The sequence below is a fragment of the Micromonospora pattaloongensis genome, from assembly GCF_900107255.1.
In the GTDB taxonomy this organism is placed as follows: Bacteria; Actinomycetota; Actinomycetes; order Mycobacteriales; family Micromonosporaceae; genus Micromonospora_I; species Micromonospora_I pattaloongensis.
In genome coordinates this window covers 712,438-725,357 of the sequence record NZ_FNPH01000002.1, presented here as the reverse complement: position 1 = coordinate 725,357, position 12,920 = coordinate 712,438, and the positions used below count along the sequence as shown (strand labels likewise).

The window sequence follows — 12,920 nt, the reverse complement described above, 5'->3', positions numbered from 1 at the left end:
ACTGTGTCCCACAAGCCGAAACATACCTCCCAGAATTTAGGATGTCCAGATGGTGGGAGTCACTCCGAAGCCGACAGCGCCCCGGACCCTGGCCGAGAAGGTCTGGGACGCTCACGTGGTCCGGTCCGCCGAGGGCGAGCCGGATCTCCTCTTCATCGACCTGCATCTCCTGCACGAGGTGACCAGCCCGCAGGCCTTCGACGGCCTGCGGATGGCCGGGCGGTCGGTGCGCCGCACCGACCTCACGCTCGCCACGGAGGACCACAACACCCCGACCGGGTACGCCGATCCGGCGTTCAACACCCGGCGCGGGGATCTGCTGACCATCGCCGATCCGACGTCGCGGACGCAGATCGAGACGCTGCGCCGCAACTGCGCGGAGTTCGGCGTGAAGCTGCACGCGCTCGGCGACGACAACCAGGGCATCGTGCACGTGATCGGGCCGCAGCTGGGGCTGACGCAGCCGGGCATGACGATCGTGTGTGGCGATTCGCACACCGCGACCCACGGCGCGTTCGGGGCGCTCGCCTTCGGCATCGGCACCAGTGAGGTCGAGCACGTGCTGGCGACCCAGACGCTGCCGCAGGCCCGGCCGAAGACGATGGCGGTCACCGTCACCGGCGAGCTCGGCCCGGGCGTCACCGCCAAGGACCTGGTGCTGGCGCTGATCGCTCAGGTCGGTACCGGCGGCGGGCGCGGCCACATCGTGGAGTACCGGGGCGAGGCGATCCGCAAGCTCTCCATGGAGGGGCGGATGACGATCGCCAACATGTCGATCGAGTGGGGCGCCAAGGCCGGCATGATCGCCCCGGACGAGACCACGTTCGCCTACCTCAAGGGCCGCCCGAACGCGCCGCAGGGCGCCGACTGGGACGCCGCGGTGGAGTACTGGCGCACGCTCGCGACCGACGAGGGCGCGACCTTCGACACCGAGGTCATCCTCGACGCGAGCCGGATCAGCCCCTTCGTCACCTGGGGCACCAACCCGGGCCAGGGGGTGCCGCTCGACGCGGCCGTCCCGGCGCCGGAGCAGTTCGACACCGAGCCGGAGCGCGTGGCCGCGGAGCGGGCGCTGGAGTACATGGACCTGACGCCGGGCACCCGGCTGCGGGACGTCCCGGTCGACGTTGTCTTCGTCGGCTCGTGCACCAACGGCCGCATCGAGGACCTGCGCGCCGCCGCCGACGTGCTGCGGGGCCGCAAGGTCGCCCAGAGCGTACGGATGCTCGTGGTTCCCGGCTCCGCCGCCGTCCGCGAGGCGGCCGAGAGCGAGGGCCTGGACAAGGTCTTCGTGGACGCCGGCGCGGAGTGGCGGTTCGCCGGCTGCTCCATGTGTCTGGGCATGAACCCCGACACGCTCAAGCCGGGCGAGCGTTCGGCCTCGACCTCCAACCGCAACTTCGAGGGCCGGCAGGGCCGCGGCGGACGTACCCATCTGGTCTCGCCGCCGGTCGCCGCCGCCACCGCCGTGGTCGGCCGGCTGGCCGCCCCCGCCGACCTCGTGAAGGGCTGACACGACATGGACAAGTTCACCGTGCACACCGGCGCCGCGGTGCCGCTTCGCCGTTCCAATGTAGATACGGATCAGATCATCCCGGCGGTGTACCTCAAGCGTGTGACGCGGACGGGATTCGCCGATGGTCTGTTCAACGCGTGGCGCGAAGATCCCGCATTCGTCCTCAACAACGACGCTTACGCGGGCGCGTCGATTCTCGTGGCCGGCCCCGAGTTCGGTACGGGTTCCTCGCGCGAGCACGCCGTCTGGGCATTGCGGGACTGGGGCTTCCGCGCCGTGATCTCGCCCCGCTTCGGCGACATCTTCCGGGGAAACGCGCTCAAGGAAGGGCTCCTGCCCGTGGAGCTCGAATTGGACGCCGTCGAATCATTGTGGGCGTTGAGCGAACGCGACCCGCAGGCGCAGATCACCGTCGACCTGACCGCCCGCGAGGTGCGGGCCGGCGATTCCACGTGGTCGTTCCCGCTCGACGACTTCAGCCGTTGGCGCCTTCTCGAAGGCTTGGACGACATTGGACTGACGCTGCGGCACGAGTCCGCGATCGCGGAGTACGAGCAGCGACGACTTCCCTTCAAGCCCGTCGTCGCTTAGGCGCCGATCCCACGCCGCACAGCCGTTTTCGCCCCCATCGGTTCAGCCGGTGGGGGCGAAAACGTTACGACACAAGGACTTTTTTCCTGCAGATGTTTGTGTACTACGGGCGTAGGGCATACGGTGCGCGCAGAATGGCTCGCGATGAGTCAAGTTGCACATACGGGAGGGAAGTCGTGAACAAGGCAGAGCTCATCGAGGCGCTGGCCGCTCGCCTGGGGGACCGTAAGGCGGCGACGGCGGCGCTCGACGCGGTTCTCGCCGAGATCCAGGTCGCTGTCACCAAGGGCGACCGGGTGGCGATTACGGGTTTCGGAGTGTTCGAAAAGCGCGCGCGTGGTGCCCGAACAGCGCGCAACCCGCGCACCGGTGAAGCGGTGAAGGTGAAGAAGACCTCCGTTCCGGCCTTCCGGGCCGGGGCCGGTTTCAAGGAGATGGTGGCCAGCGGCAAGGTGCCGAAGGTCGCCACGGTGAAGAAGACCGCCGCCACGAAGACGGCCGCCGCCACGAAGACGACCACCGCCCGCAAGGCAGCCGTCGACAAGGCGACCGCGCCGAAGGTGACCACGCCGAAGGTGCCGCCGGCGAAGGCGCCCGCCAGGAAGGCGACCACGGCCACCAAGGCGACCACCACCAAGGCCGCCGCCACCAAGGCCACCACGGCGAAGGCGACCGCGGCGACCAAGAAGACCACGGCCGCCGCCGCTGCGGCGAAGAAGACCACGGCCGCGGCCGCAACGAAAAAGACCACGGCCGCCGCCGCGACGAAGAAGACGACCGCCGCGAAGACCACGACCAAGGCCGGCGCCACCAAGGCGACGACGAAGGCCGCCGGCACCAAGCTGACGGCGAAGCAGGCCCCGTCCAAGAAGGCCGCGGTCAAGAAGGTCGCGAGCCCTCGGCGCTGACGCCGACCCACCGACGAAGGGTGTCCACCGCTGGCGGTGGGCACCCTTCGCGCATGTCCGCGCCCCTTCGCCGGCGGCTGACGAGGCCGCCCGGCGGATCAGGACGGTTACCGTTCCCGCGGCTCCGCTTTCCACAGCGGGTCGGCGGCCACCAGCCGGTCGCCGTTGAAGGCCAGCAGCCAGGCCCCGCCCTTCGGCGTCGTGTAGGGCTCCGGATCCTCCGCGCCGGCCAGCCGGGCGAGCGCGTCCGGCAGGACCTTGCCCTGGCTGCACACGGCGACGGGGACGCCGCCGGCGGCCAGCTCGGCCAGCCGTGCCGCCGCGGCCAGCGCGTTCTCGTCCGGGTCCTGCCCCGGCACCGGCTCGTCGAACGACGAGTCGATCTCGATCGGCAGGTCCATCAGCGCGGCGAGCGGATCCAGCGTCTGGATGCACCGGCGGGGGCTCGCCGACAGCAGCCGCCGCGGCGCGGTGAGGGCCTGCAGCGGCGCGACCGCGCGCGCCTGGGCCACCCCACTCGCGTCCAGCGGCCGCGCCTCGTCCGGGCCGGACCAGGTGCCCCGCTTGCCGGCCTGCGCGTGCCGGACGACGGTCAGCACGGCGGTGACCGGGGGGAGCGTGGCGAACTCCGCCAACACCCGTACGTCGTGGTCGTACGTCAACCGCCGCGCCGCCGCGGTGGTCGGCAGCCAGCACACGCTGTCCACCTCGCCGGCGACCGCCGTGCCCGCGTCGGAGAAGCCGCGCATGGACCAGTACTCGACGGTCTTCGGCAGGCCGTCGCGCATCGTGTACGACACCGTTTTCAGGCGTACCTGCGGAATGCCCCGCAGGTCCGTCTCCTCGCCGACCTCGCGCACCGCGGCCGCCAGCGGATGCTCGCCCGGCTCCAGCTTCCCCTTCGGCAGCGTCCAGTCGTCGTACCGGGCCCGGTGGATGAGGCACACCTCCGCCGCGTCGCCGCCCGGCCGCCACACCACCCCGCCCGCGGCCCGGACCGGGGTCACGCCAACCAACCCATGCCGGTCAGCGTATCCGCGTCGGAGCGCCCCTCGGCCCCGATCACGCGGGGGGACCCACGATACGGCGCAGCTGCAGCTCCTGCAGGTGCAGCAGCGGCGCCTCCGGGGTGGCGACCCGGCGGCTCCAGGTGCCGTCGGCGGCGAGTTCGAACGCCTCGCACTCCGGGCTCATCGCCGCGGTCAGCACCCGGTCGAGCTCCGCGCACGCCGCGGCGTCGGCCACCCGCACCAGCGCCTCCACGCGCCGGTCGAGGTTGCGGTGCATCAGGTCCGCCGACCCGATCCAGAACTCGCTCGCCCCGTTGTTGCCGAACCGGAACACCCGGGAGTGCTCCAGGAACCGCCCGAGGATCGACCGGACCCGCACGTTCTCCGACAGCCCCGGCACGCCGGGCCGCAGCGTGCACATGCCGCGGATCAGCAGCTCGACCCGCACCCCGGCCCGCGACGCCCGGTAGAGCGCGTCCACGATCTCCTCGTCCACCAACGAGTTCACCTTGATCTGCACCAGGCCGGTGCCGCCGGCCTCGACGTGCGCGATCTCCCGGTCGACGCGTTCGATGATGCCGCTGCGCACCCCGTGCGGCGCGACGAGCAGGCGCCGGTACGCGGTCTGCCGGCTGTAGCCGGTGAGCACGTTGAACAGGTCGGTCAGATCGGCGCCGACCTCCGGATCGGCGGTCAGCATCCCGAAGTCCTCGTAGAGGCGGGCCGTCTTCGGGTGGTAGTTGCCGGTGCCGATGTGGCAGTAGCGGCGCAGCTGGCTGCCCTCCTGCCGGACCACCAGCGCGGTCTTGCAGTGCGTCTTGAGCCCCACCAGGCCGTAGACGACGTGGCAGCCGGCCTGCTCCAGCTTCCGCGCCCAGCCGATGTTCGCCTGCTCGTCGAAGCGCGCCTTCAGCTCGACCAGCACCACCACCTGCTTACCCGCGGCGGCCGCCTCGATCAGCGCGTCCACGATCGGGGAGTCGCCGCTGGTGCGGTAGAGCGTCTGCTTGATGGCCAGCACCTGGGGGTCCGCCGCGGCCTGCTCGATGAAGCGCTGCACGCTCGTGGAGAACGAGTGGTAGGGGTGGTGCACCAGGATGTCCCCGTCGCGCAGCGTCGCGAAGACGCTGCGCGGCACCTCCCCCTCCACCAGCCGCGGATGCGTCGCCGGCACGAACGGCCGGTCCTTCAGCTCCGGCCGGTCGCACTCCTCGTAGACCTGCCAGAGCGCGGACAGGTCCAGCAGCCCGGGCACCCGCAGCACGTCTTGGCTGTCCATGTCCAGCTCGCGCACGAGCAGGTCCAGCACGTGGTCGGAGATGGAGGCGGCCACCTCCAGCCGTACGGGCGGGCCGAACCGGCGGCGGGCCAGCTCCCGCTCGATCGCCTGCAGCAGGTCCTCGTCGCGGTCCTCGTCGACCTCCACGTCGGCGTTGCGGGTCACCCGGAACAGGTGGCACTCGACGACCCGCATGCCGGGGAAGAGCTGCCCGAGCTGGTTGGCGATGAGCTCCTCGACGGGCAGGAACCGGGTGAGCCGGTCCTCTCGCGCCACCACCACGAACCGGGGCACGTTGTTGGGGACCTTGACCCGGGCGAACAGCTCGGCGCCGCCGTCGGGATCCCGCACCACGACGGCGAGGTTCAGCGACCGGCTGGAGATGTACGGGAAGGGGTGCGCGGGGTCCACCGCGAGCGGGGTGAGCACCGGGAACACGTGCTCCCGGAAGTAGCCGCGCAGCTGTTCCCGCTCCGCCGACCGCAGCTCCGCCCAGTGCACCAGCTGCACGTCCTGATCGGCCAGGGCCGGGCTCACCTCCTCAGCGAAGCAGCGCGCGTGCCGGGCGACCAGGTCCGCGGTCTTCTTCGCGATCAGCGTGAGCTGGGTGCGCAGCGGCAGCCGGTCCCCGCCCCGGACCGGCAGCCCGGCCTGGAGTCGCCGCTTCAACCCCGCGACCCGCACCATGTAGAACTCGTCGAGGTTGCGGGCGAAGATCGCCAGGAACTTCGCCCGCTCCAGCAGCGGGGTGTTCGGGTCCTCGGCGAGGGCGAGCACCCGCGCGTTGAAGTCCAGCCAGGACAGCTCGCGGTTGATGAACCGGTCCTCCGGCAGCGGTTCGGGCAGCGGCGGCGGGCCGTCGGAGGGCGGTGGGGCGTCGTCGGCGGGGCGCGCGTCCCGCGGCGGGCGGCCGTCCGCGCCCGACCGCGGGTCCGCGGGCGCGCCGTCACCGGCCGGCCGGGCGTCGGGGCCCCGGGCCGGCCGCTTCGCCGCGGCGCGTGGCGGGACCTCGCCGGTGGTGGCCGGGGCGGCGGCGTCGGTGGCCGGGGCATCGGTGGGCGTCCGGCGCTGACGCGCGGGACGTCGTGCGGGGGCCGTGGTCATGCGGCACATCATGACCCGGCCGGGGTAACGCAAAACGAACTTCGTTCGATCTGATCAGTCGTACGTCGGCAGCGTCACCCTCGTCACGCGGCCGGATCCGTCGCGCTCCACGCGCACCCGCTGCCCGAGGCGGAGCAGCCGGAGCCCGGAGGCGTCGAAGGCGGCCGCCGGGAACGCCAGCTCCGCGCCGTCGTCGAGCAGCAGCGTGCCGGAGCGGGTCTGCGCGTCGAAGGTCGCCACCGTGCCCTGCATGCCAGCACCGTACCGCGGCGTCAGGACTCGGCCGGGGCCGGCGCGGGTAGCAGCGCCGCGGTGTGCGGGCCCAGCCCGAGCGCGGCCGCGAGCGCCAGATCGGCGGGGGTGTCGACGTCCCGGCGCAGGCTGGGCCAGTCGCCGGTGAGCGGCCGCGCGCCGGAGGCGGCGTGGGCCGCGGCCGATCCGACCCCGAACCGCGGGTCGAGCGTGACGCCGGGCGCCGCGGTGAGCAGGACCGTGCCGGTCGCCGGGGCGTCCGCGACGAAGTGACGGGCGTGGCCGGGCCCGCGGGCCGCGGCGCGCAGCGCCGCGGCCAGCTCGGCGGGGCGCAGCGCCGGCAGGTCGGCGGTGAGCGCGGCGACGTGCCGGTCGTCATCCCGGGCCAGCTCGGCGCCAGCCCGGAACGCGCCGTTGAGCCCCCCGACCGGCGGGTCGGGCACGATCCGGGCGCCGAGCGCCCGCAGGGCCGCGCCGGCCACCGGATCGGCGGTGACCACCAGCAGCCGGGCCACGGCGGGGCAGCTCAGCGCCGCCGCGACGGTGTCCAGTGCCAGCGCCAGCGCCAGCCGCTCGCGCGGCACCGCGCCGAGCCCTCCCCGCAGCCGGCTCTTGGCCGTGGCGAGCCGCTTCACCGGCACGATCACCGTCCAGCTCACCTCGCTCACGGCGCCATCCTCCCAGCATCGTTCCTGCCGGCGATTGTCACCGTCCCCGCGGTCACCGTCCCCGCGGTCACCGTTCCCTCGGTCACCGTCCCCTCGCTGGCCGTGCCGGGGGCGCAGCAGGCATGATTTCGCTTCAGACGTCACGTGGCGTCGCGTGGCGCCCGGCATGGTCCGGTGCGCGGCGCGGGCAGGCACAGCGAGGAGGGGCCGTGGCACGGCGCAGGATCGGGTTCTGGCGGCGTTTCGCGGTGATGGTGGTCAAGCCCGTGCTGACCGTCTGGACGCGGCGCAGCTGGAGCGGCATGGAGCATCTCCCCGCGGAGGGCGGGATCATCATCGTGCCCAACCACATCTCGCACGCCGACCCGCTCGTCTCGGCGCACTACGTCTACGACGCGGGGCGCTGGCCCCAGTTCCTCGGGAAGGCCAGCGTGTTCCGGGTCCCGGTGGTCGGCTCGATCCTGCACAAGGTGAAGCAGATCCCGGTGGAACGGGGCTCGGTCGACGCCGCGAAGTCGCTGGAGGCGATGGTCGAGGCCGTCGGGGAGGGGGGCGCGGTGGTCATCTACCCGGAGGGTACGACCACGCGCGAGCCGGAGCTGTGGCCGATGCGGGGCAAGACCGGGGCGGCGCGGTTGGCGTTGACCACCGGCGCCCCGGTGATCCCGTTGGTGATGTGGGGGCCGGAGAAGATGTTCGACCCGCGTACCAAGAAGTTCAGCGTGCGCCCGCGTATCCCGGTCACCGTGAAGGCCGGTCCGCCGATCGACCTGAGTCGCTGGGCCGGGGCCGCCCCGACCCGGGCCACCCTGGACGAGATGACCGACGAGATCATGTTGCGGCTGCGGGACATGCTGGCCGAGATCCGGGGCGGGACCCCGCCACCACTCTGGTCGCGCCCCGCCCGCGAGTCGGCCCCCACCGGCGAGGCCGGCGCATGACCCCGCTCGGTCACGCCGCGGTCCTCGGCGCCGGCTCCTGGGGCACCGCGTTCGCCAAGGTGCTCGCCGACGCCGGCACCGACGTCACGATCTGGGCGCGCCGGGAGTCGGTCGCGGAGGCGATCCGGTCGACCGGCGTCAACCCCGACTACCTGCCGGGCGTCCGGCTCTCGGACCGGGTCACCGCCACCGCGGACGCCGGCAAGGCGATCGCCGGCGCCGGCCTGGTCGTCCTCGCCGTGCCCTCGCAGACGCTGCGCGGCAACCTCGCCGAGTGGGCCGGTTTCCTCGACGCGGACGCGACGCTGGTCTCGCTGATGAAGGGAATCGAGCTCGGCACCACCAAGCGGATGAGCGAGGTGATCGTCGAGAGCGCGCGGGTGGCGCCGGACCGCGTCGTGGTGGTCTCCGGCCCGAACCTCGCCCCCGAGATCGCCGTCGGGCAGCCGGCCGCGACCGTGGTCGCCTGCACCGACGTCGAACGCGCCACCCTGGTGCAGAACGCCGTCACGACGCCGTACTTCCGGCCGTACACGAACGACGACGTGATCGGGGCGGAGCTGGGGGGCGCGGTGAAGAACGTGATCGCCCTGGCGTACGGCATCGCCACGGCGATGGGGCTCGGTGACAACACCCGCGCCATGCTGATCACCCGGGGCCTGGCCGAGACGGCGCGGCTGGGCGTGGCGCTCGGCGCGGACCCGCTCACCTTCGCCGGCCTGGCCGGCATGGGCGACCTGGTCGCCACCTGCTCGTCGCCGCTGTCGCGCAACCGCACGTTCGGCGAGCACCTGGGGCGGGGGGAGACCCTCGAAGAAGCGCAGGCGGCGACCCGGCAGACCGCCGAGGGCGTGAAGAGCTGCCTCGCGATCCGCGACCTCGCCCGCGCCCACGGGGTGGAGATGCCGATCACCGAGCAGGTGGAGCGGGTCTGCCACGAGGGGGTCGACCCGCGGACCGCGGTCACGGCCCTGATGAGCCGGACGACGAAGCCGGAGTGACCGCGGCCGGGCGACGGGGGCGGGCAGGGCGGGCCGCGGCGGGGTGGGCGAGGATTGTCCGGTGACTGAGACCCCTGCGGCGACGACCCCTGCGGCGACCGGCCGCACACCGGCCGACGGCGGCTACGGCGACGGCACCCGCTGCGTGCACGCCGGGTTGCCCGAGCCCGCCCCCGGCCAGCCGTTCCTGCCCGGGCCGGTCTTCGCGGCGCCGTACCACCTCGACCCCGCGGCCGGGCCGACGGCCGCGCCGAACGGCTACGGGCGGCCGGACAACCCCACGCGGCGCCACCTCGAGGCGGCGATCGGCGAGCTGGAGGGGGGCGGCTGCCTCGCCTTCGCCAGCGGTCAGGCCGCGATCACCGCCCTGCTGCTCGCCGTGCCCCGCCCCGGCGACACGGTGCTGCTCCCCGCCGACGGCTACTTCCCGGTCCGGGCGTTCGCCACCTCGATGCTGGAGACGATCGGCGTACGCGTCGTGTTCACGCCGACCGCCGGGCCGTACCCGCCGCTCGACGGCGTACGCCTGGTCCTGCTCGAAACACCGGCGAACCCCGGCCTCGACGTCTGCGACATCGCCGAGCTGGCGGAGCGGGCGCACGCCGCGGGCGCGCTGCTCGCGGTGGACAACACCACCGCGACCCCGCTCGGGCAGCGCCCGCTGGAGCTGGGCGCGGACCTCGTGGTGGCCTCCGGCACCAAGGCGCTGACCGGCCACTCCGACCTGCTGCTGGGCTACCTGGCGACGCGTTCGACCGAGCTGCTCGACACCGCGCGGGCCTGGCGCGACACCACCGGCTCGGTGCCGGGCGCGTTCGACGCCTGGCTCGCGCACCGCTCGCTGGCCACGCTCGACCTGCGGCTCGCGCGGCAGTCGGCGAACGCCGCCGCGGTGGCGGCCGCGCTGCGGGCCCGCCCGGACGTGACGGGGCTGCGCTGGCCGGGGCTGGCCGACGACCCGGCCCACGCGGTGGCGAGCGCGCAGATGCGCCGCATCCCCGGGATCGTCTCGTTCGATCTGGGCAGCGCCGCGCGGGTGGCGCGCTTCATCGAGGCGTCGCGGCTGGTCTTCGCGGCGACCTCCTTCGGTGGCCTGCACACGACGGCGGACCGGCGGGCGCAGTGGGGCGACGACACCGCCGAGGGGTTCGTGCGGCTGTCGTGCGGGATCGAGGACCCCGCGGACCTGGTCGCGGACATCACGGCCGCGCTGGACGCCGCCCGCTGATCCCCGCCGCCGGCTTCATCCGTGCCCGCCGGTCGCCGGGAAGGGCGACGCGGCGAGCGCGCCGGTTCAGTGCCGCCGGGTGACCAGCGCCGCCGCCGGCTCCGCCGGCACCGGTCTGGACAGCAGATACCCCTGCCCGTACGTGCAGTCGAGCCGGAGCAGGTGCTCACGCTGTTCCGCGTTCTCGATCCCCTCGCCGATCAGGTCGAGCCCGAGGTTCCGCCCCATCAGCACGATGGTGCGGACCAGCTCGCCGCTGCGGGGGTCGACGCCCAGGCCGGAGACGAACGAACGGTCGATCTTGAGGGCGTCGATCGGCAGCCGGTGCAGCGCCTCGAGCGACGAGTACCCGGTGCCGAAGTCGTCGATGTGCAGCCGGCAGCCGAGGCCGTGCAGGTCCTTCAGCAGCTTCCGCGCCAGCCCGACGTTATGCATGATCACGCCCTCGGTGATCTCCAGCGAGAGGCTCCGCGCGGTCAGCCCCGAGTCGTGCAGCGACCGCGCGACGTCGTCGACGAGCCCCCCGTGCCAGAACTGCCGGTTGGAGATGTTGAGGCTGACGCTGAGGTCGGGGCGGCCGATGTCCCGCTGCCATGCGGCGACCCGGCGGCACACCTCGTCCAGCATCCGCTGACCGATGGGGAGGATCAGCCCGGTCTCCTCCGCGATGGGCAGAAAATCGTCGGGCTGCACGAGGCCCCGTTCGGGATGTCGCCAGCGCACCAGCGCCTCGAACGCGTGCACCTTCCCGGTCGGCAGGTCCACGATCGGCTGGTAGTGCACCTCGAACTCGTCCCGCTCCACCGCGCGGCGCAGCTCCGTCTCGATCTGCAGCCGGCTCACCGCCCGGGCGTGCATCGTCACGTCGAAGACCGCGTGTGAGCCCTTCCGGCGCGACTTCGACCAGCACATCGCGATGTCCGCGTCCCGAACCAGGTCCTCGGCGTGCTCGTACCGTGGCTCGCCGAACGCGATCCCGATCGTGGCGGTGGCGACCACCTCCCGACCCTGCAGCTGGAACGGGCGGGCCAGCGTGGCGTGCAGCCGTTCCGCCACCCGGGTCGGCGCCGCGGGGTCCTCGATCCCGTCGAGCAGCACGACGAACTCGTCGGCGCTCAGCCGCGCGGTCACGGCGGGCTCGCGCAGGCACGTCTTGATCCGCTCGGCGACCTGGATCAGCAGGCGGTCCCCGGCCGAATGGCCGAGGCTGTCGTTGATCACCTTGAATCCGTCGAGGTCGACGAAGATCACCGCGTACCGGTGGTCCGGCCGGTGTCGGGCCGCCTCGATCGCCGCGTCCACGCGGCAGAGGAAGAGGCTGCGGTTGGCCAACCCGGTGAGGTGGTCGTAGCGGGCGGCCACCCGTAGCTGCTCCTGCTGATCGCGCAGCTCCCGCTGCACCGCCCGATGGTCGAGCGCGACCGTCAGCAGCGCCGCCCAGTGGTTGAGACGGTCCCGGCCGGTCGTCGCGTCGGGCTCGGCGGCGTCGACCACCGCCAGCAGCCCCCAGTCGCTGCCGCCGCCCGCCACCGGCACGACCTGCACGAGGTCGTCGGGGCGCTCGGCGGCCAGCGCCAGCAGCTCGGGCGGCGGGAAGTGCCGGGTCGAGGTGGTGTCACCGGCGACCGCGTCCGCCCCTCGCCCGCGGACGAACGTGCCGGCGAGCTCGAGCGTCGCGTCGGCGTGCGCGTCGCACCGCCCTTCGGCCCAGAGCCCGAGCACGCCGGCGCGGACCGACGTGCGCCGCAGCCACCCCAGCTCCCGCGGATCCCCTTGGCCGGGGCGCAGCAGGTCGAGGACCACGTCGTGCGGCGCGGGCGGCTCCGCGGGCGGACCCCCGTCGCGGTGCGGCGACGGGTCCCCGTGGCCGCCCCCGGAGCCGGCCGACCCGCCGGGACCCGTCCCGTCCGTCGTCGGATCCCGGAGCTGGGCGAGGAACGCGGCGACCGCCGTGCGGCCGAGCGCCATCGGGTCCTCCGGGCCGCGCGCGCCGTCACCCACCGCCACCACCGGCTTTCCCGCTTCCCGCAGCGCGGCCAGGTAGCCGGGGCCGACGGCGCGGTCGAGCACGAGAAAGCCCGCGACGTGCTCCCAGGCGACCGGAGCCGGAAGATCCGCCGGCTCGGCCACGTCGATCCGCTCCGGCGCCGCGTTCAGGGTCTGGATGGCGACCACGGTGGCGTGCGACGCCGCCGCGGCGCGGGTGATCGCGTCGAGCAGCGCGCCGTAGTGGCCGCCCCCCAGGTGGGGCGTCAGCACGCCCACCGTCAGTTCTCTCGGCACCGCCGCGCCTCCCAGGGTCGGGCCGTCCAGCGCGAAGGCGTCGCCGGCGGGTCGGGTGTGGTCCAGCAGGTGGGCGGTGCGTGCGCACCGGCCCCTGCCGAAACACGGCAGATCAGCAAGTATCCCGTGTAGACCATCG

Annotated in this window: 11 protein-coding genes; 6 read left to right on the top strand and 5 right to left on the bottom strand. The window is 73.5% G+C overall.

What is annotated here, in order from left to right:
* Window positions 1-49 precede the first annotated feature (49 nt).
* The 3 genes from leuC (at window position 50) to BLW47_RS09210 (ending at window position 3,015) form a co-directional block, all read left to right on the top strand.
* The gene (gene leuC, locus BLW47_RS09220) at window positions 50-1,513 is read left to right on the top strand and encodes a 3-isopropylmalate dehydratase large subunit (protein WP_091554413.1); all 1,464 of its coding nucleotides are present in this window, start codon (window positions 50-52) and stop codon (window positions 1,511-1,513) included.
* A 6-nt stretch (window positions 1,514-1,519) separates the two neighbouring features.
* Window positions 1,520-2,107: a 3-isopropylmalate dehydratase small subunit gene (gene leuD, locus BLW47_RS09215; RefSeq protein ID WP_091554409.1), complete on the top strand. Its 588-nt coding sequence runs from the start codon at window positions 1,520-1,522 to the stop codon at window positions 2,105-2,107.
* 176 nt (window positions 2,108-2,283) lie between these two features.
* Window positions 2,284-3,015: an HU family DNA-binding protein gene (locus BLW47_RS09210; RefSeq protein ID WP_091554405.1), complete on the top strand. Its 732-nt coding sequence runs from the start codon at window positions 2,284-2,286 to the stop codon at window positions 3,013-3,015.
* 107 nt (window positions 3,016-3,122) lie between these two features.
* Here the strand turns inward: BLW47_RS09210 and BLW47_RS09205 are convergent, their stop codons facing one another.
* Genes BLW47_RS09205 through cofC form a run of 4 tightly spaced genes read right to left on the bottom strand, consistent with a single transcriptional unit; the run spans window position 3,123 to window position 7,328 of the window.
* Window positions 3,123-4,031 carry an NUDIX hydrolase gene (locus BLW47_RS09205; RefSeq protein ID WP_091554401.1) on the bottom strand — a complete coding sequence of 303 codons (909 nt, stop codon included), beginning with the start codon at window positions 4,029-4,031 and terminating at the stop codon, window positions 3,123-3,125.
* Window positions 4,032-4,077: 46 nt separating this feature from the next.
* Entirely contained in the window at window positions 4,078-6,408 is a 2,331-nt protein-coding gene (locus BLW47_RS09200; RefSeq protein WP_091554398.1) for an RNA degradosome polyphosphate kinase, read from the bottom strand.
* Between the two features lie 54 nt (window positions 6,409-6,462).
* Complete coding sequence (locus BLW47_RS09195; protein WP_091554394.1) at window positions 6,463-6,660, bottom strand: cold-shock protein; 198 nt, start codon at window positions 6,658-6,660, stop codon at window positions 6,463-6,465.
* 20 nt (window positions 6,661-6,680) lie between these two features.
* Window positions 6,681-7,328: a 2-phospho-L-lactate guanylyltransferase gene (gene cofC, locus BLW47_RS09190; RefSeq protein ID WP_175543554.1), complete on the bottom strand. Its 648-nt coding sequence runs from the start codon at window positions 7,326-7,328 to the stop codon at window positions 6,681-6,683.
* A gap of 209 nt (window positions 7,329-7,537) precedes the next feature.
* Here cofC and BLW47_RS09185 point away from each other — a divergent pair, with 209 nt between their 5' ends.
* From BLW47_RS09185 to BLW47_RS09175, 3 genes are all read left to right on the top strand, one after another.
* A complete protein-coding gene (locus BLW47_RS09185; protein ID WP_091554391.1) occupies window positions 7,538-8,269 on the top strand; it encodes a lysophospholipid acyltransferase family protein in 732 nt (243 codons plus the stop codon).
* Entirely contained in the window at window positions 8,266-9,270 is a 1,005-nt protein-coding gene (locus BLW47_RS09180; RefSeq protein ID WP_091554388.1) for an NAD(P)H-dependent glycerol-3-phosphate dehydrogenase, read from the top strand. Before BLW47_RS09185 ends, BLW47_RS09180 begins: the two co-directional genes overlap by 4 nt.
* Before the next feature lie 61 nt (window positions 9,271-9,331).
* Window positions 9,332-10,498 carry a cystathionine gamma-lyase gene (locus tag BLW47_RS09175; RefSeq protein WP_091554384.1) on the top strand — a complete coding sequence of 389 codons (1,167 nt, stop codon included), beginning with the start codon at window positions 9,332-9,334 and terminating at the stop codon, window positions 10,496-10,498.
* Between the two features lie 66 nt (window positions 10,499-10,564).
* Here the strand turns inward: BLW47_RS09175 and BLW47_RS09170 are convergent, their stop codons facing one another.
* Window positions 10,565-12,781, bottom strand: a complete 2,217-nt coding sequence (locus BLW47_RS09170; protein ID WP_139307202.1) for an EAL domain-containing protein — start codon at window positions 12,779-12,781, stop codon at window positions 10,565-10,567.
* Window positions 12,782-12,920 lie beyond the last annotated feature (139 nt).